This window comes from Streptomyces paradoxus (assembly GCF_014202475.1).
Lineage (GTDB): Bacteria > Actinomycetota > Actinomycetes > Streptomycetales > Streptomycetaceae > Streptomyces > Streptomyces paradoxus.
On sequence record NZ_JACHGV010000008.1, the window covers coordinates 120,650 to 145,975 of the forward strand.

Annotated in this window: 21 protein-coding genes and 1 pseudogene; 12 read left to right on the plus strand and 10 right to left on the minus strand. The window is 71.3% G+C overall.

The window, feature by feature from the left end; all coding sequences use genetic code 11:
* Positions 1-264: 264 nt before the first annotated feature.
* From HNR57_RS25410 to HNR57_RS25430, 5 genes are all read left to right on the plus strand, one after another.
* The gene (locus HNR57_RS25410) at positions 265-705 is read left to right on the plus strand and encodes a hypothetical protein (RefSeq protein ID WP_184563224.1); all 441 of its coding nucleotides are present in this window, start codon (positions 265-267) and stop codon (positions 703-705) included.
* Positions 702-1,532: a hypothetical protein gene (locus HNR57_RS25415; RefSeq protein ID WP_184563227.1), complete on the plus strand. Its 831-nt coding sequence runs from the start codon at positions 702-704 to the stop codon at positions 1,530-1,532. The genes HNR57_RS25410 and HNR57_RS25415 overlap by 4 nt, the downstream gene beginning before the upstream one ends.
* A gap of 38 nt (positions 1,533-1,570) precedes the next feature.
* Positions 1,571-2,092: a roadblock/LC7 domain-containing protein gene (locus HNR57_RS25420; protein ID WP_184563229.1), complete on the plus strand. Its 522-nt coding sequence runs from the start codon at positions 1,571-1,573 to the stop codon at positions 2,090-2,092.
* 91 nt (positions 2,093-2,183) lie between these two features.
* Positions 2,184-2,558, plus strand: coding sequence for a roadblock/LC7 domain-containing protein (locus HNR57_RS25425; RefSeq protein ID WP_030847269.1), 375 nt, complete (start codon positions 2,184-2,186; stop codon positions 2,556-2,558).
* A 108-nt stretch (positions 2,559-2,666) separates the two neighbouring features.
* A complete protein-coding gene (locus HNR57_RS25430) occupies positions 2,667-4,181 on the plus strand; it encodes an FAD-dependent monooxygenase (RefSeq protein ID WP_184563231.1) in 1,515 nt (504 codons plus the stop codon).
* On the opposite strand, the gene HNR57_RS25435 is transcribed toward HNR57_RS25430, so the two are convergent.
* From HNR57_RS25435 to HNR57_RS25460, 6 genes are all read right to left on the minus strand, one after another.
* Positions 4,178-5,152 (minus strand): alpha/beta fold hydrolase, encoded by a 975-nt coding sequence (locus tag HNR57_RS25435; RefSeq protein ID WP_184563233.1) that lies wholly within the window; start codon positions 5,150-5,152, stop codon positions 4,178-4,180. The two genes, HNR57_RS25430 and HNR57_RS25435, sit on opposite strands and share 4 nt — an antisense overlap.
* Before the next feature lie 94 nt (positions 5,153-5,246).
* On the minus strand, positions 5,247-5,741 hold the full coding sequence (locus HNR57_RS25440) for a lamin tail domain-containing protein (protein ID WP_184563235.1): 495 nt from the start codon (positions 5,739-5,741) through the stop codon (positions 5,247-5,249).
* A 156-nt stretch (positions 5,742-5,897) separates the two neighbouring features.
* Positions 5,898-7,262: an FAD-dependent oxidoreductase gene (locus tag HNR57_RS25445; RefSeq protein WP_184563237.1), complete on the minus strand. Its 1,365-nt coding sequence runs from the start codon at positions 7,260-7,262 to the stop codon at positions 5,898-5,900.
* Positions 7,263-7,390: 128 nt separating this feature from the next.
* Positions 7,391-10,126, minus strand: coding sequence for a SpoIIE family protein phosphatase (locus HNR57_RS25450; RefSeq protein WP_184563239.1), 2,736 nt, complete (start codon positions 10,124-10,126; stop codon positions 7,391-7,393).
* Between the two features lie 151 nt (positions 10,127-10,277).
* Positions 10,278-10,814: a hypothetical protein gene (locus tag HNR57_RS25455; protein WP_184563241.1), complete on the minus strand. Its 537-nt coding sequence runs from the start codon at positions 10,812-10,814 to the stop codon at positions 10,278-10,280.
* A 28-nt stretch (positions 10,815-10,842) separates the two neighbouring features.
* Positions 10,843-11,436, minus strand: a complete 594-nt coding sequence (locus HNR57_RS25460) for an ATP-binding protein (RefSeq protein ID WP_313674708.1) — start codon at positions 11,434-11,436, stop codon at positions 10,843-10,845.
* Positions 11,437-11,666: 230 nt separating this feature from the next.
* On the opposite strand from HNR57_RS25460, the gene HNR57_RS25465 reads away from it, so the two are divergent.
* Together HNR57_RS25465 and HNR57_RS25470 are read left to right on the plus strand one after the other, a co-directional pair.
* Positions 11,667-11,897, plus strand: a complete 231-nt coding sequence (locus HNR57_RS25465; protein WP_184563243.1) for a DUF397 domain-containing protein — start codon at positions 11,667-11,669, stop codon at positions 11,895-11,897.
* Positions 11,898-12,116: 219 nt separating this feature from the next.
* Positions 12,117-12,953, plus strand: a complete 837-nt coding sequence (locus tag HNR57_RS25470) for a helix-turn-helix domain-containing protein (protein WP_246554930.1) — start codon at positions 12,117-12,119, stop codon at positions 12,951-12,953.
* 67 nt (positions 12,954-13,020) lie between these two features.
* Here HNR57_RS25470 and HNR57_RS25475 read toward each other — a convergent pair whose 3' ends face one another.
* On the minus strand, positions 13,021-13,848 hold the full coding sequence (locus HNR57_RS25475; protein WP_184563247.1) for an SAM-dependent methyltransferase: 828 nt from the start codon (positions 13,846-13,848) through the stop codon (positions 13,021-13,023).
* A gap of 231 nt (positions 13,849-14,079) precedes the next feature.
* On the opposite strand from HNR57_RS25475, the gene HNR57_RS25480 reads away from it, so the two are divergent.
* From HNR57_RS25480 to HNR57_RS25490, 3 genes are all read left to right on the plus strand, one after another.
* Positions 14,080-16,470, plus strand: coding sequence for a molybdopterin oxidoreductase family protein (locus tag HNR57_RS25480; RefSeq protein WP_184563249.1), 2,391 nt, complete (start codon positions 14,080-14,082; stop codon positions 16,468-16,470).
* Positions 16,467-16,964, plus strand: coding sequence for a hypothetical protein (locus HNR57_RS25485; protein ID WP_184563251.1), 498 nt, complete (start codon positions 16,467-16,469; stop codon positions 16,962-16,964). Before HNR57_RS25480 ends, HNR57_RS25485 begins: the two co-directional genes overlap by 4 nt.
* A 124-nt stretch (positions 16,965-17,088) precedes the next feature.
* The gene (locus HNR57_RS25490) at positions 17,089-18,762 is read left to right on the plus strand and encodes a tetratricopeptide repeat protein (RefSeq protein ID WP_184563253.1); all 1,674 of its coding nucleotides are present in this window, start codon (positions 17,089-17,091) and stop codon (positions 18,760-18,762) included.
* A 9-nt stretch (positions 18,763-18,771) separates the two neighbouring features.
* On the opposite strand, the gene HNR57_RS39685 is transcribed toward HNR57_RS25490, so the two are convergent.
* Positions 18,772-18,993, minus strand: a complete 222-nt coding sequence (locus HNR57_RS39685; RefSeq protein WP_246554932.1) for a hypothetical protein — start codon at positions 18,991-18,993, stop codon at positions 18,772-18,774.
* A gap of 303 nt (positions 18,994-19,296) precedes the next feature.
* Between HNR57_RS39685 and HNR57_RS25500 the strand changes: the two genes are divergently transcribed.
* Positions 19,297-19,470, plus strand: coding sequence for a CsbD family protein (locus tag HNR57_RS25500; RefSeq protein ID WP_184563255.1), 174 nt, complete (start codon positions 19,297-19,299; stop codon positions 19,468-19,470).
* 595 nt (positions 19,471-20,065) lie between these two features.
* Here the strand turns inward: HNR57_RS25500 and HNR57_RS39690 are convergent.
* Complete coding sequence (locus tag HNR57_RS39690; protein ID WP_184563258.1) at positions 20,066-20,299, minus strand: ABC transporter substrate-binding protein; 234 nt, start codon at positions 20,297-20,299, stop codon at positions 20,066-20,068.
* 332 nt (positions 20,300-20,631) lie between these two features.
* On the opposite strand from HNR57_RS39690, the pseudogene HNR57_RS25510 reads away from it, so the two are divergent.
* Positions 20,632-23,807 (plus strand): annotated as a pseudogene (locus HNR57_RS25510) (glycoside hydrolase).
* A 58-nt stretch (positions 23,808-23,865) separates the two neighbouring features.
* On the opposite strand, the gene HNR57_RS25515 reads toward HNR57_RS25510, so the two are convergent.
* Positions 23,866-25,311 (minus strand): glyceraldehyde-3-phosphate dehydrogenase, encoded by a 1,446-nt coding sequence (locus HNR57_RS25515; RefSeq protein WP_184563259.1) that lies wholly within the window; start codon positions 25,309-25,311, stop codon positions 23,866-23,868.
* Positions 25,312-25,326 lie beyond the last annotated feature (15 nt).

Here is a 25,326-nt window from a genome sequence, read left to right on the forward strand (position 1 = left end):
CGGAGGACGACTCGGCGGGCACAGGACGGAGTCCCGGGTTCCGTGACGATTGCACGTCAGTAGCGTCGGCACGTGGTCGGCATTGAGTGAAAGTCCCACCGTGCGGGACAGGTCCTGCTCGCTTTGGATCGACCACGTCGCACCCCTGCCCGCTCCGCTGCACATTCCTTTGGAAAATGCCAAAGCGTTCACCTGCACCGAGCACCGTGCGTAGTGTCGTGCTCACGTTCGCGGGAACGGCCGTGCAGGGGGAGGGGATTCGGCGTGCCCGGAATCGACGAGAGTCTGCTGGACGCCATGCGGCTGCAAGGTGCCCGAGGGGCTTCGGTGGTCGATTGGATCAGTGGTCTTGCGCTGGGAGCGGTGGGTGACGCACCCGGTGGCGACGTGGAGGCGACGGCTGCGGAAACCGCGGAACTCGCCCGCCTCGCCACCGAGAGCGGCGCCCTCGCCCTGACCGGCAAAGGCCCGGGCGGGCCGCCCGACGACGACTCGGGTGGCCCGTCCGGGGGCCTGTCCGGCAAGGAGCCCCCTGTACAGGACCTGATCATCACGAACGCCGACTCGTACCACCTGCTCAGGTTCGTCACCACGACGTTCGACAGCACGGTGTTCGTGCACCTGTGGCTGGACCGTGACGAAGGAAACCTGGCCCTGGCCCGCATCCGGCTGGCCGAGATGGCGGACCGGCTGGTGCTCGGATGACCACGCCGACCGGGACCCTGCGCACGGACGAACCCGCCTCGGCCGTGCTCGGCACCCTCGCCGAACAGGGCGCGACCGGAGCCCTGTCCACCGAGACGGGGATCGTCTACCTCGCGGCGGGACACGTCGTGCACGTCGAATCCGCCGTCACACCCGACCTCGGCGACCTGCTCACCCACAGCGGCGCACTCGCCCCGGACGGCTGGTGGGAGGCGATCGACCAGGCAGGCCGCCGCTGCCGTGTCGGACGGCAACTGGTCGACAGCGGCCACCTCGCCGCCGGCGCCCTGGAACTGTGCCACCTGGGCGCGCTCTTCGACGCGGCGTACTTCGTGCTCGCCCACGACGGACCGGCACTGCGCTTCCGGCCCGGAGCCGCTCACTGGCTCGGCGCGGTCCGGTCCGTACCGGTGGAAACCGTCCTGCGCGAGTCCAGACGCCGCCGCGAACTGCTGCACCGCATATGGCCCGAACCCTCCGTCGACCGCGCGCCTCTGGCCCGGGTGCCCGGACCGGACGCCGCCGACCTGCCGGCCCGCCGCGGCCGGACCCTCGCCCAGGTCGACGGTGTGCGCACCGCCGCCCAGATCGCCACCGCCCTCGCCTGCCGCACCTTCCACACCCTCGTCGAGCTCCGCCGCCTCGCCGCCGCAGGACTGGTCACCCCCGTGGCCCCCCTGCTCCCCGTCCCCACGTCCGCCCCAGCCCCAGCGTCCGCCCCCGCCCCCGTGTTCGCCGAGCCGGGCCCCTCACCTCGTCCCGCGGCACCGGACGAGCCCGAAACCGCACTGCTGCGACGGCTCCTGCACGCCTTGGAGGCACTGTGATCCGCGCGCGAAGACAGCGTGCCGAAAGGAGACTGCTCATGGCCGTCGAGACCGACGTCCTGGACGAACTGCGTCGGCTCCGCACCCGCATACCCCGGCTGACGGGCTCCCTCGCGGCCACCGTCGACGGACTCGTCCTCGCCCACGACGTGCCGGGCACCGAGCCGGAGGGACTCGCGGCGCTCACCGCCGCCGCCCTCGGCGTCGCCTACCGCATGACCGACGCCGCCGCCCGTGGCGACTTCCGTGAACTGCTCGTGCGGGGCTCCGGAGGCTACGTCGCCACCTACGCCGCCGGGACGACCGCCGTGCTCACCCTCCTCGCCGAGGACCGCGTCAACGTCGGCCGCCTGCACCTCGAAGGCCGCCGCAGCGGCGCCCGGATCGCCGACCTGGTGGCCACGGGCGTGGGCCCGGGCACCGGCCGCCACGCCGACCGGGCCGCGCCCGAGGAGCACCTGGCCACGGTGCCCCCGGCCACGGACCGCCCCATCGGCACCCTCCCGGTACGCACCCCGCAGCGGCCCACGCACCAGCCGCGCCCGCAGACCGGCATCTGAGCCACCCGAACCTCCTGCCCCACCGAACCTCCCGACCCACCGAACCTTCCGACCCACCGAAGTAGAAGACCGAAGGAAAGGAACCGAGCGCATGGCCAACACGGAGACCGCGCTGAAGGAATGCCTGAGCTCCATCGACGGAGCGACGGCCGTCGCACTCGTCGACTACACCAGCGGCATGGCCCTCGGCACCCTCGGCGGCAGCAAGGACTTCAACCTGGAAGTCGCCGCCGCGGGCAACACCGACGTCGTGCGGTCCAAGCTGCGCACCATGGAGCACCTGGGGCTGAAGGAGGAGATCGAGGACATCCTGATCACCCTGAACACCCAGTACCACCTCATCCGCCTCCTGAAGGGCCGCGGAGGCAGCGGACTCTTCCTCTACCTCGTGCTCGACGGGAGCCGGGCCAATCTCGCCATGGCCCGCCACCAGTTGCGCCGCATCGAGGCCGACCTGGAGGTCTGAACCGGCACCACCGGACGGGAGCCCTCCGCCACGGACACGTCGCGGAGGGCCCCGGCACGCCGCACGGCGACGGCCTGCGCGCAGCCGGCCGCGTCTACGGTGGGTGCCATGACGGCACCCCTGGACGTGCTCGTGGTGGGCGCGGGCCCCACCGGACTCGCACTCGCGACCCAACTGCGCGCCTGTGGAACCCCCTTCCGGATCGTCGACCGCTCACTGGACCGTGCGCGGGAGTCACGCGCCCCCGCGATCCAGCCCCGCACCCTGGAGATGCTGTCCGCGTTCGGCGTGGCGGACGACCTCGTCGACCGGGGCAGCACGGCGGTCCGGCTGCACCTGCATCTGCCCCGACGGGTGCTGCGCGTCCTGGTGTTCGACGTCGGCTGCGACGACACGCCGTACCCCTTCCTGCTCTTCCTCCCGCAGTCGGAGACGGAGGCCACCCTGGCGGCTCATCTGGCCGAGCGGGACGTCACGGTCGAGCGGGGCACCGAGCTGGTCGGCGCCGAACAAGAGGGCGACCATGTCACCTGCCGCCTGCGACGCCGGGACGGGACCGACCAGACCGTACGGGCCCGCTACGTCGTGGGCTGCGACGGCGCGCACAGCACCGTGCGCGCCCGGGCGGGCATCCCCTTCGAGGGGTACGCCTATCCGCAGACGTTCCTGCTGGCGGACCTGGAGGCCGACGGACTGGAGCAGGGCACCGCACACACGTACATGACCGCGGCCGGGCTGCTGTTCTTCTTCCCGCTCGGCACTCCGGCCACCTGGCGGATGATCGCGATGCACCCGCCGGGCGCCCCCGGCGGCGAGGTGACCCTGGACCTCCTCCAGCGGATCGCCGACGACTTCACGCCCGACAAGCCGTCCCTGCACGACCCGGTCTGGATGACGAGCTTCCGCATCCACAACCGCGGCGCCACCCACTACCGCAAGGGCCCGTTCTTCCTCGCCGGCGACGCGGCGCACATCCACAGCCCGGCCGGCGGACAGGGCATGAACACCGGCATCCAGGACGCGCTCAACCTCGGCTGGAAACTCGCCCACGTCTGCCGCGGGGCCGCACCGGAGGAGCTGCTGGACACGTACGAGGCGGAACGCGCCCCGGTCGGCCACGGCGTACGCCGGCTCACCGACCGCGCGTTCACCGTCGGTACGAGCGGCCATCCGGTCCTCCGCCTGGCACGGACGCGACTCGCCCCGCACCTGGCCCCGCTGTTCCTGCGTGCGACCGGTGCCCGGGCGCGCCTGTTCCGTACGGTGTCAGAACTCGGCATCCACTACCGGCGCGGTCCCGCCTCCGCCACCGGACCGCACCGCCCGCGGCAGGGTCCACGCGCGGGAGACCGGCTGCCCGACACCCCGGCCGGACTCCAGCGGCTCATCGCCGGACCGGGCTACCACCTTCTGCTCACCGGCCCCGCCCACCACTGGCCCCAGGACCTGCCGCTGGGCGAGCGTCACGGCCTGCTGAGCGTGCACCGCCTGGGCACGCGAAGCCCGTGGCCCGGCGTCACCCAGGCCCTCGTACGCCCCGACGGATACGTGGGTCACCTGGCACGCGGCACCGACCTCACGGCCCTGCGCGCCCACCTGGACCGCTGGCTGCCGGCTCTCTAGGAGGGGAGGCCGGCGAGCCACTCCGTCAGGAGCCGGTTGGTATCGGCCGGCCGCTCCTGCTGCACGAAGTGACCGCAGCCGTCCAGGATGTGCGAGGCCCTCAGCCCGGGGAGCGTGGCCGGGAACGCCTCGATCGCGTCGGCCAGCCAGGTCGTGGAGGCGTCCAGGCCGCCCCCGATGAACAGCGACGGCTGGGTGACAGGGGCACCGGAGAAGTCCGCCAGGTCCTGCCAGTCACGGTCCATGTTCCGGTAACGGTTCAGGGCCCCGGTCAGTCCGGTGCGTTCGAACTCCGCGGCGTAGACGTCGAGGTCTGCCTCGCTCATCCACCCCGGCAGCCGGCCGGCCGGGAACCGGTCACGCAACCGACCGCCGCGGGCCACGAAATGGGGGTCGGCCCCGGGCGGCGCGTCCGCCGACAGGGCCGCGTAGAAGCCCGCGAGCCAGCCGCGCACGTCGGGCTCGATCTCCGCCTCGGCCCGGCCGGGCTCCTGGAAGTAGGAGACGTAGAACTCCTCGTCACCGCCCATCCGCGCGAAGACCTCACTCGGTTTCTGTCCGCCGGGCGGCGTGTACGGCACGCTCAGCAGCCCCACCGCGCGGAAGGTTTCCGGCCGGACCAGCGCGGAGGCCGCCGCGATGGCCGCGCCCCAGTCGTGCCCGACGAGCACGGCGGACCGCTCGCCCAGGGCCTCCACCACGGCGGCGTTGTCCTCCACCAGCTCCAGCATCCGGTACGCGTCCGCCTCCGGGGGCCGGGACGAACGTCCGTAGCCGCGGACGTCCACGGCGACCGCGCGGTAGCCGGCCGCGGCCAGCGCCGGCAGCTGGTGTCGCCAGGCGTACCAGGACTCGGGGAATCCGTGCAGCAGGAGAACGAGCGGTCCGGCACCCTGCTCCACGAGGTGGGTGCGGCCGGCCGGTGTGGAAACGAGGCGATGCGTGCGGTCAACGGCGGACGTCTGCGGCATGGATCCTCCCGCGATCCGAAGGGGCGCTCGGTCCACCGATCATCCAGCGCCCGCCGCGCCGCACGCGAAGCCTGTTGCCGGGTCGGCAAAAGGCTCAGCCGTGGAAGGTGATGTACCCGTTGCCGTCCGCGTCGGAGCCGCTCCTGGTGTACGAGTGCACGTCGGCACGGCTGCCGGACGGCTTGTACACGTAGATCGTGTCCTTGTCGTTGTTCCACATGAAGTTGCAGTTGTCGCGGTAGACGACGTTCTTGGTGTCGGAGTCGGTCCCGTTGCCGCCGCGCAGCTTCACGTAGTCACCCGGCTGAAGGGTGTGGCTCGCGGTGAAGGTGAACTTGTTCCCCGCCGCGTCCTTCACGACGTACCCCTTGAGGTTCACCGTCGTGGAACGCGAGTAGTTCTTGATGGTCAGGTACTCCTCGGCGGTGTTCCCGCCCGAGCAGCGGTTGGAGTCGCTCCCGGGAGCGTCGTACTGGATGCCCCGGATCTTCAGCGCGGAGTCGTACTCGGCGGCCTGGGCCGGAACCGCCGACAGGGCGGTCAGGGCCCCGGCGGCGAGGGCCGTGGTGGCGACAAGGCGTATACGCATGGACGTTCGTCCCCCCTGCATGGCCTTCAGGTGAAGGCGATGTGATGGTTCGGTGAAGCATCCGGATCGTACACGCTTCAAGTACGCAGAAGGGCGGGTCCGGTGACATTGCCACCGAACCCGCCCCGCGGGAGGTAAAACGTCAGGTGCGAGGCGTCAGGCGCCGCTGGCCCGCAGCATGTCCTCGCGCTCGACGATCTTCACGCGCTCGCGGCCCTCGGGCTCGCCCAGAGCCTTCTCCGCGGCGTCCAGCTTGTACCAGCCGTCCCAGGTGGTGAAGCGGATGTCGCGCTCGGCGAGGAACGCGTCCACGGCCTCGGGGTCCGGGGCGGCGGGCGTGTGCAGCCTGCCGCCCGCGTAGTCCTCCAGCAGGTTCTTCACCGTCTCGTTGGCGTCGCCCTTGGTGTGCCCGATGAGGCCGATGGGGCCGCGCCGGATCCAGCCGGTGACGTACGTGGACTGCAGGTGCTCGCCCGACTCCTGCACGACCCGGCCGCCCTCGTCCGGGACGGTGCCCGAGTCGATGTCCCAGGGCAGCTTGGGGAGTTTGTCGGACAGGTAGCCCACCGCGCGGTACACGGCGCCGACGTCCCAGGTGTTGAACGTGCCGGTGCCCTTGACGTTGCCGGTGCCGTCGAGTTCCGTGCGCTCGGTGCGCAGGCCCACGACCTTGCCGTCCTCGCCGAGGACCTCGACCGGCGACTCGAAGAAGTGCAGGAAGAGCTTGTGGGGCCGGTCGCCGACGTCGCGGATCGCCCAGTTCTCCAGGGTCTTGGCCACCATGTCGGCCTGCTTGTTGCCGCGCCGGGTGGTGATCGAGCCCTCGTCGTAGTCGATGTCCTCGGGGTCGACGATGACCTCGATGTTGGGGGAGTGATCCAGCTCCCGCAGCTCCATCGGGCTGAACTTCGCCTGCGCCGGGCCGCGTCGGCCGAAGACGTGGATCTCCTTGGCCCGGTTGGCCTTCAGACCCTCGTAGACGTTCGCCGGGATCTCGGTCGGCAGCAGTTCGTCCGCCGTCTTGGCCAGAACGCGCGCGACGTCGAGGGCGACGTTGCCGACGCCGAGCACGGCGACCTTCTCCGCCTCCAGCGGCCAGGTGCGCGGAACGTCCGGGTGGCCGTCGTACCAGGACACGAAGTCCGCGGCGCCGTACGAGCCGTCCAGGTCGATGCCCGGCAGCGAGAGCGCCCGGTCGGCGGTCGCGCCGGTGGCGAAGATCACGCCGTCGTAGAACGCGCGCAGGTCGTCCAGGCCGATGTCGGTGCCGTAGTCCACGTTGCCGAAGAGCCGGATCTGCGGTTTGTCGAGCACTTGGTGCAGGGCGGTGATGATGCCCTTGATCCGCGGGTGGTCGGGGGCGACGCCATAACGGATCAGACCGAACGGCGCCGGCATGCGCTCGAAGATGTCGATGGAAACGCCGGGTTCGGCGGCCACCTCGGACTTGAGCAGGGCGTCGGCGGCGTAGATCCCGGCGGGGCCGGATCCGACGATGGCTACCCGCAGGGGGCGGGGCATGGTCAGGTTCCCTTCGAGCGGCGACAAGCGATCTCGACGGGAAGCCTAAACTAAGGCATGCCTAAGTCGGTACGAGGGTCCGGTCTATGAGCTCATAAGGCTACTTTATGGGGAGTGCATGGTCCCGCTTATGGCAGGGGCTGCTCCGCCCAGATGACCTTCCCCGCCGGCAGGTAGCGCGTCCCCCAGCGTTCCGCGAGCTGCGCGACGAGGAACAGGCCACGCCCGCCCTCGTCCGTCATGGTCGCGTACCGCAGGTGCGGTGAGGTGCTGCTGCTGTCGAACACCTCGCAGATCAGGTTGCGGTCGCGCAGCATCCTGACGCGTATGGGGCCGCCCCCGTACCGCAGCGCGTTGGTGACCAGCTCGCTCAGGATCAGTTCCGTGCTGAACGTCAGCTCGTCCAGGCCCCATTCGGACAGTTGCCGGCTGACCGCCGCCCTCACCTCGCCCACGGCCGCCGGATCGGCCGGCACCGGCCACTCGGCGACCTGGCCGGAGGCCAGCGCCCGGGTACGCGCGACGATCAGCGCGATGTCGTCGCTGGAGCGGGCCGTGAGCTGCGAGTCGAGCACGACCCGGCAGGTGTCCTCCGGCGACTGCCCCGCCCGGCCCAGCGCCTCGCGCAGCATCTCCAGACCCACGTCGATGTCCCGCTCCCGGTCCTCGACCAGCCCGTCGGTGTACAGGACCAGCCGGCTGCCCTCGGCAAGCTCCAGCTCCGCCGTCTCGAACGGCAGACCGCCGAGCCCGAGTGGGGGACCGGCGGGGACATCGGGGTACTCCACCGTGCCGTCCGGGTGGATCAGTGCCGGCGGGGGATGCCCGGCCCGCGCGACGGTGCAGCGCCGGGACACCGGGTCGTAGACGGCGTACAGACAGGTCGCGCCGGTGACCGGGGCGCTGCCCTCGTCCTCCGTCTCGTCCTGGTCGATACGGCCGACCAACTCGTCCAGCAGGGCGATCAGTTCCTCGGGCGGCAGGTCGAGGGCGGAGAAGTTGTGCACCGCCGTGCGCAGCCGTCCCATCGTGGCCGCGGCGTGCAGCCCGTGACCGACGACGTCCCCGACCACGAGCGCCACCCTGGCCCCCGACAGCGGCAGCACGTCGAACCAGTCACCGCCCACCCCGGCCTGCGCGGGCAGGTAGCGGTAGGCGATCTCCAGGGCGCCCTGCTCCGGCAGGTTGCGGGGAAGCAGGCTGCGCTGGAGCGTCACCGCCATGCTGTGCTCGCGGGTGTAGCGGCGCGCGTTGTCGATGGAGACGGCGGCCCGCGCGACCAGTTCCTCGGCCAGGGCCAGCTCGTCCGCGTCGAAGGGCTCCGGCTTTTCGCAGCGCCAGAAGCTGACCACGCCGAGCACCAGGGCGCCGGCCCGCAGCGGCACCGTGATCAGCGAGTGGATGCCGTACGCGACGATCTGCGCCGAGCGTTCCAGGTCCTGTGCCTGCCAGCCCGGAGCCTCGCCCAGCCGGGGTTCCAGGACGGGGCCGCCGGTGGCGAGGCTGCGGCCCTGCGGAGAGGACTCGACGAACCTGATCCGCTCGCCGGCCGGGTAGAGCGGCGCGTCCTTGCGGATGCCGCTCACCGCGGTCCGGCTGAGCGTGGCCGCCGCGTTCGGCTGCCCGCCGCCCAGCACCGCGTCGAACAGGTCCACGGTGACGAAGTCGGCGAACCGCGGCACGGCCAGTTCGGTCAGCTCCTCGGCCGTGCGGGTCACGTCCAGGCTGGTCCCGATGCCCACTCCGGCGTCGTACAGCATGTTGAGCCGTTCCCGCGCGGTCTCGGCCCGCCCGGACAGCGCCCGCAGCTCCGTGGAGTCGCGCAGGGTGGCGACGCTGCCGGGCGGCACGCCCGCACGGTCCGTGGTCCGCTGGTTGACGGCGAGGAGCCGGTCCCCGACGAGGTGCACCTCGTCCGTGGCGACACGTCCGGAGGCCAGCAGGTCGGCGGTGCCCGGGTCGAGACCGAGGCTGAGGACGTGCCGGCCCTCGGCGTCGGCGGGCAGCCCGAGCAGCCGGTGTGCCTCGTCGTTGGCGAGGACCAGGATGCCCCCGTCGTCGACGATGAGCACTCCCTCCCGGACGGCGTGCAGCACGGCGTCGTGATGCTCGTACATCCGGGTCATCTCGTGCGGACCGAGCCCGTGGGTCTGGCGCAGCAGCCGCCGGCTCACCAGTGCGGCACCCGCCGTCGCCAGGGCGAGCGCGACGGCGGCGGCCGCGAGCACGAGCGGCAGCTGACGGTCGGCGGTGCCGCCGACGTTCTTGGTCGTGATCCCCGCCGAGACCAGGCCCACGACCCGGCCGTCCGGATCCTTCACCGGCACCACGGCCTGCACGAGCGGGCCGATGGTGCCTTCGATCTCCTCGGTGAACGACTTCCCGGCGAGCGCGGGCGCGAGCGTCCCGACGAACTTCTTCCCGATCCGGTCCGGCCTGGGGTGGGTGTAGCGGATCCCGTCGGTGTTCATGACGACGATGAAGTCGACCTTCGACCGCTCCCGGGCGGCCTCGGCCCGGGGCTGGAGCACGGCGGTGGGATCAGGGCTCTGGAGTGCCTCGACGGTGCCCGGCGCGTTGGCGAAGGTCTCCGCGACGGCGAGCGAACGGTTGCGGGCCTCCCGCGTCGTGTCGTGCCGCACCTGCAGCACCAGCGCCACCACGGCCGCCACGACCAGCAGCAGCACGATCACCACGACGAGCAGGAACACCTGTCCGGCGACGCTGCGTCCGCCCAGCACCGACCGCAGCCCCGCCCCCGGTTGCCACCGTGGCGGGCCCGCCTCCCGCCGCTGCCGTGCCGACGGCGCAGCGCCGGGCCGCAGGGGCGATCGAGTCCCGGATCGACCCAAGAGTCGGACCATGTGCCATGTCTACACTGCCCGGCCCCGGGAGGCGAGGGGCATCACCCATGGTGGCAGGGGGTCCTCACCGTTTCGTCACGTCTGCGGGCTTGAAGGGCTCGCCGCCCACCCGTGAACGTGCGACCTGCCCACCGCGGAACGTACGGCAGTCTCAGGCGCCCAGCGAGCGGGCCAGCTCGGTCGTGGCCCGGGCGATCTCGCCGTCCTGGTCCGCCATCAGCCGGCCGAGTTCGCCGCGCCGGGACCGCACCGCCTGGCGCGCCGCACGCTCCCATACCACCGGGTTCTCCCGGTGGTTCAGCAGCTTCGGATAGGCGGCGGCGGTGCTCTCCCACTGCCGGGCGTCGGCGATGTTCTTGAGCAGCTGGATGATCTGGGCGCGGCAGGTCACCTGCGGCAGCTGCGCCAGCTCCCACAGGAACGGAACCGTGGCCGCGGTCGCCTGCTCCACCACGAAACCGAACTGGCAGATCCGTTTGCGCAGGTCGTGGAGGGCGGAGCGGGCGGTGTCGGCGTCATCCCCCGCGATGCCGTTGAGCAGGTGGGGAATGGCCGCCGCCGAGCCGGTGGAGTCCTGGATGTCGCCCCACGGCACGAGGTCCAGTGCCGTGAGCGGTGTGTTCCGGGCCGTGGCGTCGGGGCGCTGGGGACGCTCGCTGCTCGGGTGTTCCGTCGAAGCGCTGCGCATGGCGAGGGGCCTTTCCGCGGCAGTCGTGTCAGATGGGTGGACAGGGGGTGGATGGCCGGGTCGACAACCTGGCCCAGACCGTCTTGCCCGCCGGGGGGCTGGGGGCCCAGCCCCACTCCTCGGACAGGGCGTCGACGATGCACAGCCCCCGGCCGTGCTCCTCCAGGGCGATGCCCGCCGGCCGGTACACGGGCGGGTGGTCGTCGGGGTCGGAGACGGTGACCAGCAGGTGGCTGGGGTCCAGGAGGAAACCGAGCCGGATCTCCGGCACATCCGGTGCGTCCGAGGCTCTGGGCGCCGCGTGTGTCGCGGCGTTGGCGGTGAGCTCGGTGATGACGAGGGTCGCGTCGTCGCAGCGGTGGTCGAGCGACCAGCCGTGCAGGGTGTCGCGGGTGAAGGACCGGGCTCGCGCGAACCCCTCCCGGCTGCACTCGACGCGCAGTGCGGCCGAGGCGGACAGGGCACCCGAGAACTGCGGCGGTGTCCGCGGTGCCGAGGGCGGAGTTCCGTACGCCGAGGCCGTGTTCGGCCCGGCCGGGAAGGTGTGGCTCGCCCCGGATGCGCCTGCGTGTGCCGCAGCCCCACTCGGCGGCCGGAGCACGTGCTGCGCAGGTGATGACACGGCATCTCCCCGATGCGACGTCAGGACGCGGCGCCGGCCCGGGGGTTGACGCCGCGGCTATTATCCACACTGAAGGCGCTCGCGTGCAATTGCACGAGAAATTGCGTGAGTATCAAGCCGTCGTGGGTACGCGAGCCGGGACGAGTGCGGTCGTAGGGACGCGCCCGCACTCGTCCGGACGGCCGGGCACGCCGTGTGCGGCGGGGAACGAGAACAGCAAGGAGACTGCGGTGCCACCAGTGCAGAACGGAGTGCGGGCAAGCTCTTTGGAAGCCTGCTGGATGAAGAGCCGGCACAGCAACGCCGAGGGCAACTGCGTCGAAGTCGCCCCCCTCGTCGACGGCGGGATCGCGCTGCGCAACTCCCGCGACCCCGACGGGCCCGCCCTCGTCTACACGTCGGCGGAGGTGGCGGCCTTCGTGGCCGGAGCGAAGGACGGCGAGTTCGACCACCTGCTGTGAGGAACGGCCCTGTCCGTGCGCGCGATGCCCTCGGGGAAGCGGAGTTCAACTCCCCACTTCTGCGGGGGCATTGCGGGCGGATGCGTGAAGGCCCGGTGAAGTGCGATAGTGTAAGTCGCCCTTGTGCCGGTCTGCTGGGAGTCAGGATGTCCGCCGCGTCGCATCTCCCGTCTGGAACCCTACCTGGACAGACGCGAGCCGGCGCCGACTCTGCTGAAGATGCTGGTCGGTGTACAGCTCGCCGGCTTCCGCGAGGACGCCGGCCTCGCCCAGGACCAGGCGGCGCGCGCCGTCGGGTTCAGTGCCGCGAAGCTGTCCCGTATCGAGTCGGGCAAGGGCCGCCGCCCGCCGACGGAGAACGACGTCCGCGCCCTGCTGGAGCTGTACGGCACCGACGACTACGAAGTCTCCGTGCTGCTCAAGCTGCTGCAGCGGGCCGGTGAGCCCGGCTGGTGGCAGCGGTACGACAAGCGGCTGATGCCCGAGTGGTTCGACCGGCTGGTCGGGCTGCAGGAGGCCGCCGCCACCATTCGCACCTTCGAGATCCAGTACGTGCCCGGCCTGTTGCAGACACCCGCCTACACCCGGGCCGTGGTGGAGCGCGGCCTGCCGAACGCGCCTGCGAGCGAGGTGGAGCGGCGCGTCGAACTGCGCAGGCAACGGGCCCGGTTGCTGTCGCGGTCCGACGCCCCGCAGCTGTGGGCGATCATCGACGAGTCCGTGCTGCTGCGCGTCCTGGGCAGCACCGACGTGATGCGGGAACAGCTCGCGCACCTCGTCGAGATGGCCGGGCGCTCCAACGTGACGTTGCAGATCGTGCCGTTGAGCGTCACCAACGCCTCGGCGCCGGCCATCCCGATCACGTATCTGCGCTTCGGCGGCCTCGATCTGCCCGACGTGGTCTACCTGGAGCACATCAAGAGCGCGAACTTCCTCGAGGACCGCGACGAGACCGAGGAGTACCGGATCGCGCTGGACCGGCTCGCGGACGAGGCGCTCAAGCCCCGTGACTCACTGGAGCTGCTGCGGCAGACGATGGAGCAGCGCTACCCGTGACCCGTAGGTGCCTCGTGGGGGCCGACGGCCGTCCCGCACGAGGCGTCACTGCGGTCACTTCGCCGGGTCACTTCTCCAGGGGGATCCGCCCGACACCGCCGAACTCGATCCACTCGTGGGTGAGCTGACGGGGTGCCACCTCGGTGTCCGGACGCCAGGTCGAGACCTCCACGAGCCCCGGCTCCAGGATCTCCAGACCCTCGAAGTACGTCTCCACGTCCTTCGGTTCGCGCACGCGGCCCCAGTGGCCCTGGGTCGCCTGGTCCATGAAGTTCGTGACGAAGTCACGCACCTCGGGGTCCTCGCTGACCAGCTGGCACATCACCATGAAGCTGCCGGGCGCGAGCCGCTCCCGCACACGCCGGGCCACCGCGAGCGGCCCGTCGGTGTCACTGTCCGGGATGCAGTGGAACACCGAGTTGAAGAGCACGCACACCGGCTGGTCGAAGTCGATCAGCCGCTTGGTGTCGGCGTGGCCGAAGATCTGGTCGGTCTCACGCATGTCCGCGTGGATGACGGTCGTCCGCTCGTCCTGCTCCAGCAGGGCACGGCCGTGCACCAGCACCATCGGATCGTTGTCCACGTAGACCACGTGGGTCGTGGGGTCGATGCGCTGGGCGACCTGGTGCACGTTGTCCTGCGTCGGCAGGCCGGATCCGTGGTCCAGGTACTGCCGGATGCCGTACTCCTCGGAGAGGGTCTTCACGACCCGCTGGAGGAAGCGCCGGTTGTTCAGGGCCAGGCGGCGGGTGCTGGGGACGACCTTGTCGAGTTCCTCGCACGCGGCGCGGTCCGCCGCGTAGTTGTCCTTGCCGCCCAGGTAGTGGTCGTACATGCGCGCTGCCGTCGGCACATTCGCGTCGATCTCGGTGGACAGCTGCTTCTCGGAGTGCATCGTTCCCCCTGCAAGGTGCCGCGCCAACGGCTGGCTGGACAGGAAGTACATCCTAGGGAGCGGGAGTTGGGCGGTGCCAGCCCAGTGGCGAAGGTGGCCACGATCGAACGACAAGATGATCGCACCCGCGTCGGCCTATGTGCCGTATGTGAACATTCGCGTGCTTTGTGTCACCGGCGCTTCAGGCGGGTACCCGCCGACGACAGTGCCGTCCTCTGCGGGAGGTGGACCGTGGACACCTCGGCTGACCGGATCACGGACGTCTGGGGCTCGCGCACACCGTACGGGCCAGGTACGTCCTGGCCGCCCCGGACCGACACCCATCTCGCGGCGGGGCTCGGCGAGCGGGACGTGGAGCGCTGGGTGCAGGCCGCCTCGGTGCTCCACTCCAACGGCGACGCGATGGACATCGCGGTGCGCGAGGGACGCATCGTGGGCGTACGGGGCCGGGCCGCGGACCGGGTGAACCGCGGGCGCCTCGGCCCCAAGGACCTCTACGGCTGGCAGGCGAACGCCTCCCCGGACCGCCTCACCAGGCCCCTGGTCCGCGAGGAGGGCCGGCTCGTGGAGTGCGACTGGGACACCGCCATGAACCGGATCACGGCCCGGACCAGGGAACTGCTGGCCGACAGGGGCCCCGGCTCGATCGGCCTCTACACCAGCGGGCAGCTGTTCCTGGAGGAGTACTACACCCTGGCCGTGCTGGCCCGCGCCGGCATCGGCACCAACCACCTGGACGGCAACACCCGGCTGTGCACGGCGACGGCCGCCGAAGCGCTGAAGGAGACGTTCGGCTGCGACGGACAGCCCGGCTCCTACGAGGACATCGACCACGCCGACACCGTCGCCCTGTTCGGGCACAACATGGCGGAGACGCAGACGGTCCTGTGGATGCGCCTGCTGGACCGTCTGGAGGGTGCGGACCCGCCCCGCCTGGTCTGCGTGGACCCGCGCCACACCCCGGTCGCCCGGCGGGCCGACGTCCACCTGGCCCCGCGCGCGGGCACGAACGTCGCGCTGCTCAACGCCCTGCTGCACGAGATCATCCGCACCGGCCGCACCGACCGGTCCTATGTCGCCGCACACACCGTCGGATTCGACGAGCTCGCGGCCATGGTGGAGGAGTGCACGCCCGCGTGGGCGGCCGGGATCTGCGACGTGCCGGCCGCGCAGATCGAGCGGGCGGCTGAGATCATCGGCAGCGCCGAGAGGCTGCTGTCCACCGTCCTCCAGGGCGTCTACCAGTCCCACCAGGCCACTGCCGCCGCCGTCCAGGTCAACAACCTGCACCTGATCCGAGGCATGCTGGGCCGCCCCGGTTGCGGGCTGCTCCAGATGAACGGCCAGCCCAGTGCCGAGAACACCCGGGAGTGCGGCGCCGACGGCGACCTGCCGGGCTTCCGCAACTGGCAGAACGACGAGCACGTGGCGGACCTGGCCGCCGTGTGGAACGTGGCACCGCAGACCATCCCGCACTACGCCCCGCCCACCCACGCGATGCAGATCTTCCGGTACGCCGAGCAGGGCTCGGTCCGGATGCTGTGGATCACCGGCACCAACCCGGCCGTGTCCCTGCCCGAACTGTCCCGCATCCGGTCGATCCTCGCCCAGGAGAGCCTCTTCGTGATCGCGCAGGACCTGTTCCTCACGGAGACCGCGCAGCTCGCCGACGTGGTCCTGCCTGCCGCGACCTGGGGCGAGAAGACGGGCACGCTCACCAACGCCGACCGCACGGTGCACCTGTCGGAGAAGGCCGTCGAACCGCCCGGGGAGGCCCGCCCCGACCTGGACATCTTCCTCGACTTCGCCGCCCGCATGGACTTCCGGGACAAGGACGGCGGGCCGCTGATCACCTGGCACGACCCCGAGTCGGCGTTCGCGGCCTGGCAGCGGTGCAGCGCGGGCCGCCCCTGTGACTACACGGGCCTGAGCTACGACCGGCTGCGCGGCGGCAGCGGCATCCAGTGGCCCTGCACCGACGAGACCCCCGGCGGCACCCCGCGCCTCTACACCGACGGCATCGGCTTCGCCCACCCCGGCACCTGCGAGAGCTACGGCCGGGACATGGTCACCGGCGCCGGCGTGGAACCCGTCGAGTACCGGGCCCTCAACCCGCACGGCAAGGCAATGATCAAGGCGGTCGAGTACCTGCCGCCGCACGAGGACACCTCCGCCGGGTATCCCCTCCAGCTGATCACCGGGCGCACGGTGTACCACTTCCATACCCGTACGAAGACGGCCCGCGCGCCCGAGCTGGACGCCGCCGCCCCGGACGTCTGGGCGGAGATCTCACCCGCCGAGGCCTCGGCCCAGGGTCTCGCCGACGGCGACCTGGTGCAGGTCACGACGCCGCGCGGGGCGATACGGGCCCGGCTGCGCACCACCGCCATCCGTGACGGCATGGTGTTCCTGCCCTTCCACTACGGCTACTGGGACACACCGGCGGGGCACCGTCCGCCCGGCGACGGCCCGGGCCGCGCCGCCAACGAGACCACCGTCACCGACTGGGACCCGGTCTCCAAACAGCCGTTGTTCAAGACCGGCGCGGCCCGCCTCACCCTCGTCGCCCGCCGCGCGAACGCCACCGGAGCACGCACTACGACGCAGGGGAGCGGCTCATGACCGGCATCGGCACCGGCATCGTCCTCCGCCTCCTCCACGACGGCGAACGCGACCTGGAACAGGACCTGCTGGCCGCCGCCGCACGGCACCGCACCGACCACGAGTTCCACCACGTCGCCCTCGACATCGCCCGCTGGTCCCGCGAACACGCCGCCCGCCTGGCCGACGCGGGCCGCGACCACGGCCTGGACCTGCCCGGTCCGCGCGGCAACCCCTCGCCCGGGGCGCTCGCCGCCCTCCGGGAGAAGGCCTCGGCAGCCCTCGGCCGGCGCCCCGAGACGGGACTGCTCCTGCTGAACGACTTGCGTGAGCTGCACCTGGCGGTCGCGCGGAACTCCCTCCACTGGGAGATGCTGGCCCAGGCGGCACAGGCGGGCCGGGACGATCGGCTCCTGGCGCTCGTCACCGACTGCCACCCGCAGACGCTCCGGCAGCTCCGCTGGACCAACACCATGATCAAAATCCTGGCGCCGCAGCTCCTCACCGGCGTCTGACCCGTCGGTTCACCGCGATGTGAACCGCTAATCTGGAAATACGAGAATTGATCGAAGTCGAGGGCGTGTCCGCAACCGCTATTCTCACGGCCCCGGCCGCTTTCCAGTTTTCCAGGAGGAACTCATGGGCGACTATTACGACCTCGGCCCGCACGGCCGTCCCGTCACCACGTCCTCCGCCGATGCTCAACTCTGGTTCGACCGCGGCCTGGTGTGGACATACGCCTTCCATCACGAGGAGGCCGTCGCCTGTTTCGAAAAGGCGGCCGAGGCCGATCCGGAATGTGCGATGGCGTATTGGGGAATCGCCTACGCGCTCGGCCCGAACTACAACAAGCCCTGGGAATTCTTCGACGGCGAGGAACTGGTGCGGACCGTCGAGCGTACGCACGCCGCTGTGGAACGCGCTCACGAGAAGGCCGCCGGCGCCACCCCGGTCGAGCGGGCCCTCATCGGCGCCCTGCGGGCCCGCTACCCGCAGTCCGAGGCCGTCGAGGACTGTTCGGTGTGGAACGAGCCCTACGCGGACGCGATGCGCGTCGTGTACGAACTGGCGCCCGGCGACCCGGACATCGCCACCCTGCACGCCGACGCCGCGATGAACCTCACCCCGTGGCAGCTGTGGGACCTCAGGACCGGTCAGCCGGCCGAGGGCGCCCGGACCACCGAGGCCAGGGCCGTGCTGGAACGCGCCCTCGCCACCGAGGCCGGCGTACGGCACCCGGGGATCCTGCACCTCTACATCCACCTGATGGAGATGTCCCCGACCCCGGAGCAGGCCCTCACCGTCGCCGACCGGCTGCGCGGCATCGTGCCCGACGCCGGGCACCTGCTCCATATGCCCTCACACCTGGACGTTTTGTGCGGCGACTACCGCCAGGTCGTCGCGGCCAACAGCGACGCGATCGCCGCCGACGAGAAGTACCACCGGCAGGCCGGGGCGATGAACTTCTACACCCTCTACCGGGCGCACAACTACCATTTCAAGATCTACGGCGCCATGTTCCTCGGCCAGGCGCAGATCGCCCTCGACACCGCCGCCCAGCTGGAAGCCGCCATCCCCGAAGACCTGCTCCGCGTACCCAGCCCGCCGATGGCCGACTGGCTGGAAGCCTTCCTGGCCATGCGCGTGCACGTCCTGATCCGCTTCGGCCGCTGGGCCGAGATCCTCGAACTCCCCGCCCCCGCCGACCCGGAGCTCTACGCGATGACCGTCGCCATGCGGCACTACGCCCGGGGTGTCGCGCTCTCCGCCACCGGCGAGGTCGACCGGGCGGAGGCCGAACGCGAGCTCTTCCGGGCGGCGGTGACCCGGGTGCCGGAGACGCGGATGCTGTTCAACAACACCTGCCACGACATCCTCGCCATCGCCGCGGCCATGCTGGACGGCGAACTCGCATACCGCAGGGGCAACCACGACCTCGCCTTCGCCGCCCTGGAGCGCTCCATCGAGCTGGACGACAACCTCCCCTACGACGAACCCTGGGGCTGGATGCAGCCCACCCGCCACGCCTACGGCGCACTGCTGCTGGAGCAGGGCCGCGTGGCGGAGGCCGAGGCCGTCTACCGTGCCGACCTCGGCCTGGACGACACCCTGCCCAGGCCCCTCCAGCACCCCGGCAATGTCTGGGCCCTGCACGGCTTCCACGAGTGCCTGCTGCGCACCGGCAAGACCGGCGAGGCGGCGCTCGTGGCCCACCAGCTCAAGATGGCGAGCGCACTGGCCGACGTGCCGATCCAGGCGTCCTGCTTCTGCCGCCTGGATGTCGCGGAGCCCGCCGGCGAGTGCTGCCACTGACCCTCGGGGTCAGGGCCGGTTCAGGTGTGCGAGTTCCAGCGCCCGGGTCACCGCAGGCCGGTCCCGCTGCCGCCAGGACGGGTCGGTGGTGAGGGACATCAGAAGCTCAGGGGTCAGGCGGTAGCCCTCGGCGTGCGCCAGCAGGGCCTCCGCCTCGCCGGCCGACGTGGCGCCGTGGTCCTCGTCGGCGATCGTGCGCAGCACGTCGTCGCGGTCGGTGAAGCGGCTCAAACCGCAGTCGAGCCCGTCGTCGTCCAGGGTGCCGGATATGGGGCGCGGGCCCAGGTCCCTGTGCGGTGATGCGCCTTCCGCTCGTCCGCCGTGGTGGCCTCCAGTACGGCGATGAGCACCCAGCGCGCCCACAGCACCTCCGGCGACGGCAGGTCTCCGGGCAGCCCCGGCCGGCTGATGGTCTTGCGTGGCCCCCGCTCGTCACACCGATCGTGATCATGGCCGGCCACGTTTGGGATGCCGCTCCAGTGGTCACTCGTGCGGTGACCCTTTAGTCGGACACGACCTGGAGTGAGGCGAACCGTGGCTGCAGATCAGAAGGGCAAGGCGAAGGCCGAGCAGGCCAAGGGCAAGGCCAAGGAGACGATCGGCCGCGCGGTGGGCAACGAGCGGCTGGAGGCCGAAGGCCGTGCGGAGCAGTCGAAGGGTGACGCCCGGCAGGCCAAGGAGAAGACGAAGGACGTCTTCAAGCACTGAGTCCCTCTCTACGAGTACCGAAGTCATGTGGCGGGGGGGGGGGGCCCCCCCCGGGGGGGGGGCCCCCCCCCCCCCCCGGGGGGGGGGGCCCCCCCGCCCCCCCCCCCCCCCCGCCCCCCGGGCGCCCCCCCGCGGGCGCCCTAACTCGCCCCCGATGCTCTACCACACCCTCCACCCTCTAACTCACACCGTTTGTGTGGGGGGGGCCCCGCCCCCCCCCCGGGGGCCCCCCCACCGCCACATGCCGAGGTTGCGGGCCCGGCCACGAGACGACTCGCCCGTCATGCCGCAGAGGCCCCTTCCAGGGGAAGTGGCAGGCGGCTCCGGGAGCGGCGCACCGGGCGGTGGTGCGGGCACGGTCTCGGCGCACAGGTCCCGCACGCGGGCACCGGGTCCGGAACCGGCACCCGGAGGGCGGGTCGGCCGGTGACGGGAGCGTCTCCACGACGGCACCCCGCGTACATGACGGCGACCCGGTCCGCGTGCTCGGCGGCGAGCCCCACCCCGCGCACCACCTGGACGGGTCGGCGCTTGCCTCGGCGACGAGCCGCCGGGCGCGCTGCGGGTCGTACGGCCACGGTGCTGTGCGCGGGTTCTAGCCGGTGACGCCCTTCGAGACGAGCTGCCCGCTGGGCCGGCCGGCGAAGACGGCTGTCGTCAACCCCTCTCGGTCGATGGCGTAGTTGACTGCCCGGCGGCCCCGGATGTCGTCCAGCGGTGGCTTGGTGGCGTCGATCCGCAGGTACGAGACCTCGTTGGTGGCGAACTCGACCGCCCGGTCACCCGCCCCGTCCTCGGGGGCGAGCGCTCGTCGATGCGATAGGGCCACGTTCCGACCGGCTTCCGCGAAGTGGCCGACGTACGGGTCCACTTGGTGGCGCGAGCGGGTTCCAGGCCCCCGGTGGACGGTTCGCGCTCGGTGAGGGCCTCCGTGATGTTGTGCCGCGTCACCCTGCCCGTCGCCGTCAGTGAGGCGTCACAGGGTTCCAGGGTCGGCGGTTCCTCGGGAAGGACGATGCGCAGGGTGCCCGGCCGGAACGCGTCAAGAGGTGTGCGCCGGTTCTCAACTCGCCCCACCTCTTGACGTGTTGATTGCCGTCCTAAAACATGCGGGAAACTCGATTGATTCTGCGCGGTTCTGTTCGCTCTCGAAGGGAATCCATGTCCAGCAGACATCGCCTCGCCCGAACGGCACTGGCGATCACCGTCCCCCTGGCGCTCGGTGCGGGCCTCATGGCCGTGCCTCCCGCCGCCGCTGCCGCCGACCCGCCCGCGAGTGCGGTCACGGTACGGATCGACCCGTCCTACCGGCAGCAGGAGTTCGAAGGGTGGGGGACGAGCCTCGTCTGGTTCGCCAACATCACCGGCCGCTACCCCGAACCCATCCGGCAGAAGCTCGCCGCCATGCTGTTCGGCGAGGACGGACTCCGCCTGAACATCGCGCGCTACAACATCGGCGGCGGCAACGCCCCCGACGTCCGCAAGGACTACATGAAGACCGGCGCGACCATGGACGGCTTCTGGAAGGCGCCCGAGGGCACCACCAGGGAGGACACCGACTGGTGGAACCCCGACGACCCGGACCACTGGGACTGGTCCGCCGACCCGGGCCAGCGCTGGTGGGTGGACCGCGTCAAGAGCAAGGTGACCCGCTGGGAGGCCTTCAGCAACTCGCCGCCCTGGTTCCAGACCGTCAGCGGCTACGTGTCGGGCGGCTTCGACGCCAACACCGACCAGATACGGGCGGACCGCGTCGACGACTTCGCCACCTACCTGGTCAAGGTCACCGACCAGCTGGAGAAGAAGCACCGCATCCGGTTCGACACCATCGCCCCGCTCAACGAGCCCAACACCAACTACTGGGGCACCCAGATCGGCCCCGGCGGGCAGCCCACCGGCGGCCGCCAGGAAGGCGCGCACGCCGGCCCCGAACTCCAGCAGAAGGTCGTGCTGGCCCTGCGGCGCGCACTGGAGAAGGCGAGAACCCGCGCCACGATCTCCGCGATGGACGAGACCAACCCCAGTACCTTCGTCCGCAACTGGAACGCCTACGACAGCACCGCCCGGGCCGCCGTCGACCAGCTGAACGTGCACACCTACGGCACCGGCATGCGTACCAGCGCCCGCGACAGCGCCAAGGCCGCGGACAAGCCGTTCTGGATGAGCGAGGTCGAGGGCACCTGGGGGACCGGCACCGACTTCACCGGCATGGAGCCGGGGCTCGGCATCGCCACCCGGGTCGTCGAGGACATGCGTGAACTGGAGCCGTCCGCCTGGGTGTTGTGGCAGCCGATCGAGGACTCCATCCCCCAGGCGCAGGCCGGCAAGAACTGGGGCAGCATCCACGTCCCGTTCAACTGCACCGCCGAGGACACGCTGGAGACCTGCCCGGTCAAGGCAAACACCAAGTTCCACACGCTGCGCAACTTCACCCACCACATCCGCCCCGGCGACCACTTCGTCAAGGCCGACGACCCCTCCAGCGTCGCCGCCGTGCGCAAGTCCGGCCGCGGTGCGACGGTGGTGCACGTCAACAACGGCACGACCCCGCGCGCGGTGACCCTGGACGTCTCGAAGTTCCGGCGGGTCGCTCCCGGAGCGACCGTGACCCCCGTGGTGACCAGCGCCGACGGCGCGCTCGTCCGCGGCACACCCGTCAAGGTGAAGAACGACTCGGCCACCGTGACCGTCCCGGCGAAGTCGGTCACCACCCTCCTCGTCGACGGAGTGTCCGGCACCGCGAAGGACGCCGCGCTCGTCCAGCCCGGCCACACCTACCGCCTCCAGGGCGCCCAGAGCGGCAAGTCCCTGGCACCGTCCGCCGGCGGCGACGGCATCGTCGTCCGCACGGCCGACCCGGCCGCCAGATCCCAGCTCTGGACGGTGAAGCAGCTGACCCGCGGCGAAGGCAACCGCGACCGCTACGCCCTCGTCAACGCGGCCGACGGCAAGCGCCTGGCCGTACGCGACAACGAGGCCGTACTGGAGGACGGGGACACACCGTCCGCACAGTGGATCATGTCCACCACGGGAGACGGCACCTGGACCTTCGTCAATGCCGTGACGGGCCGTCTCCTCGACGTCGTCGGGCAGTCGACCGCGGACGGCGCCCGCGTCTCGGCCCACCCGCCGACCTCCAACGCCAACCAGCGCTGGGGAGTGACCGACGAGACGGTCCTCCGTACGCAGCCGGCGAAGGCGTTCACCGTGCCCGGGCGCGCCCCCGAACTGCCCGGCACCGTGACGCCCGTCTTCCGCGACGGCGCCCGGGGCGCGCTCCCGGTGCAATGGACGCTGCCCTCCGACGCGCGCTGGCGCAAGCCCGGAACGGTCCGTGTGGAGGGTCGGGCCACGGACGCCCTCGGCCGGACCGTGCCGGCCGAGACGGTCGTCACCGTGGACACCATCGCCTCCACCCTCCCGGCCCGCGCCAAGACCTACACCGGCGGACGGCCCGACCTGCCCGCCACGGTCACCGGCGTGGGACGGCACGGCGGGACGGCCGGCCTCCCGGTCACCTGGGACGCCGCACCCGGCGGCGCCTTCGACGGCACCGGCGTGGTCACCCTGCGCGGCACGGCCCGGGTCCCCGGCGCAGACCCGGTCGCGGCGACCGTACGCGTCCAGGTCACCGCTCCCCGGGCGACCAACGCCGCGCGCGACGCGGCGTGACGGTGGGCGCCACCTACACCGAGAGCGGCTACTCCGCCGAGGGCCTGCGCAACGGCACCACGTCCGAGAAGGCCTGGTCGAACTGGAGGTCCGGCGCGAAGAACCCCTCCGACACCATCACCTTCACGCTGCCGGAAGCCCGTGATGTGACCCGGGTCGTGACCCACTTCCACCGCGACGGCACCAACGTCAGCTTCGCGGAGTCCCTCAAGGTGCAGGTGCGGGGTTCCGACGGCACCTGGTCCGACGCGAGCGACCAGGTCGCCGTCGGCACCGAGGGGACGCCGGTGGCCGACGTCCCGGTGCGCGCGGCCGGTCCGGCGACGGGCGTGCGCGTGGTGATGACGGCCCGCCCGGGCGGCTACATCACCCTCGGGGAGATCGAGGTCCACGCCAAGGCGCCGGGCGCCTCCGCGGACGCGGCAGCCGCGTCGGTCGAGCTGGACGGCGAACCCCTGGCCGGCTTCGACCCGGACCGGACGAGCTACCGGGTGGCGGCCGACCGCCCGGACCGGGCCAGGATCACCGCCACACCGCGCGACCCCTACGCGAAGGTGACGGTCCGAAAGGACGCCGTCGGCGGCAGGACGGTCCACACCGTCACCGTGACCGGCGAGGACGGCTCACGGACGCAGGAGTACCGGATCGAGCTGACCCGCCGCTGAACGCAGGGAAGCGCGGGGCCCGCACGCCCCGCGCTTCCGTCTTCCGGGATCAGGCCGATCAGACCGCCGGAGCCGGGTACGTCGGGTACTCCACGCCGGACACGTGCTGCACGACGCGGATGACCTGGCACGAGTAGCCGAACTCGTTGTCGTACCACAGGTAGAGGATCGCGTTGTCGCCGTCGACCTTGGTGGCGCCGGCGTCGACGATCGAGGCGTGGCGCGAGCCGATGAAGTCGCTGGAGACCGCGTCGGGCGCCGTGGTGAAGTCGATCTGGCGCTTGAGCGGCGAGGTCAGGGAGACGTCGCGGAGGTGGTCCAGGACCTCCTCGCGGGTGGTCTCCCGGCCGAGCCGCAGGCTGAGGATCGCGATCGAGACGTCCGGCACCGGGACGCGGATCGAGCTGCCGGTGATGGGCGCCTTGAGGTCGGGCAGCGCCTTGGCGACGGCCGAGGCGGCACCGGTCTCGGTGATGACCATGTTGAGCGGCGCGGACCGGCCGCGGCGGTCGGCCTTGTGGTAGTTGTCCAGCAGGTTCTGGTCGTTGGTGAACGAGTGAACCGTCTCGACGTGGCCGCGCAGGACCCCGAACTCGTCGTCCATCGCCTTCAGCGGCGGCACGATCGCGTTCGTGGTGCAGGACGCGCAGGACAGGATCTGCTCGTCCGGCTTGATCGTGTCGTGGTTGACGCCGTGCACGATGTTGGGGACGTCGCCCTTGCCGGGAGCGGTCAGCACGACCTTGTCGATACCGGGGCGCAGGTGCTCGGACAGGCCCTCGCGGTCACGCCACTTGCCGGTGTTGTCGATGAGGATGGCGTCCTTGATGCCGTACGCCGTGTAGTCGACCTCGGACGGGTCGTTCGCGTAGATCACCTTGATGGCGTTGCCGTTGGCGATGATCGTGCTGCTCGCCTCGTCGACGGTGATCGTGCCCTGGAACTGGCCGTGGATCGAGTCGCGGCGCAGCAGCGAGGCGCGCTTGACGATGTCCTGCTCGCCGCCCCCGCGCACGACGATGGCCCGCAGCCGCAGACCGTTGCCCGAGCCGGACTTCTCGATGAGCAGCCGGGCAACGAGCCGGCCGATGCGGCCGAAGCCGTAGAGGACGACGTCCCGGCCCTCACGGCGCTCGATCTTGTCGGCGCCCGTGGCACCGGCGACGGCCTCGGCGGTGAACTCCGCGACCGACAGACCGCGGTCGTCCTCGCGGTACGTCGCCGCGAGCATGCCGATGTCGATCTGGGACGGCCCGAGGTCGAGCTCGGCGAGGGTCTGCAGGAACGGCAGCGTCTCGGTGACCGAGAGCTCCGCACCGGCGATCTGCCGGGCGAACCGGTGGGTCTTGAGGATGCTGACCACCGACTTGTTCACCAGGGAGCGGCTGTGCAGCAGGACGGTCACGTCCCGCTCCCGGTGCAGCTTCCCGATGATCGGGATCATCGACTCCGCGATCTCCTCGCGGTTCTTCCAGTTGGTGAACGAGTCGTCGTTGAGAGTCACGAGTTCATCTTTCGA

Coding starts and splice junctions, on each gene's coding strand:
- HNR57_RS25445 (WP_184563237.1), bottom strand. CDS start 7,262: ATGCCCCGCCCCCTGCGGGTAGCCATCGTCGGATCCGGCCCCGCCGGG.
- HNR57_RS25425 (WP_030847269.1), top strand. CDS start 2,184: ATGGCCAACACGGAGACCGCGCTGAAGGAATGCCTGAGCTCCATCGAC.
- HNR57_RS25485 (WP_184563251.1), top strand. CDS start 16,467: ATGACCGGCATCGGCACCGGCATCGTCCTCCGCCTCCTCCACGACGGC.
- HNR57_RS25475 (WP_184563247.1), bottom strand. CDS start 13,848: ATGCACTCCGAGAAGCAGCTGTCCACCGAGATCGACGCGAATGTGCCG.
- HNR57_RS25430 (WP_184563231.1), top strand. CDS start 2,667: ATGACGGCACCCCTGGACGTGCTCGTGGTGGGCGCGGGCCCCACCGGA.
- HNR57_RS25415 (WP_184563227.1), top strand. CDS start 702: ATGACCACGCCGACCGGGACCCTGCGCACGGACGAACCCGCCTCGGCC.
- HNR57_RS25470 (WP_246554930.1), top strand. CDS start 12,117: ATGCTGGTCGGTGTACAGCTCGCCGGCTTCCGCGAGGACGCCGGCCTC.
- HNR57_RS25420 (WP_184563229.1), top strand. CDS start 1,571: ATGGCCGTCGAGACCGACGTCCTGGACGAACTGCGTCGGCTCCGCACC.
- HNR57_RS25440 (WP_184563235.1), bottom strand. CDS start 5,741: ATGCGTATACGCCTTGTCGCCACCACGGCCCTCGCCGCCGGGGCCCTG.
- HNR57_RS25435 (WP_184563233.1), bottom strand. CDS start 5,152: ATGCCGCAGACGTCCGCCGTTGACCGCACGCATCGCCTCGTTTCCACA.
- HNR57_RS25450 (WP_184563239.1), bottom strand. CDS start 10,126: ATGGTCCGACTCTTGGGTCGATCCGGGACTCGATCGCCCCTGCGGCCC.
- HNR57_RS25455 (WP_184563241.1), bottom strand. CDS start 10,814: ATGCGCAGCGCTTCGACGGAACACCCGAGCAGCGAGCGTCCCCAGCGC.
- HNR57_RS25490 (WP_184563253.1), top strand. CDS start 17,089: ATGGGCGACTATTACGACCTCGGCCCGCACGGCCGTCCCGTCACCACG.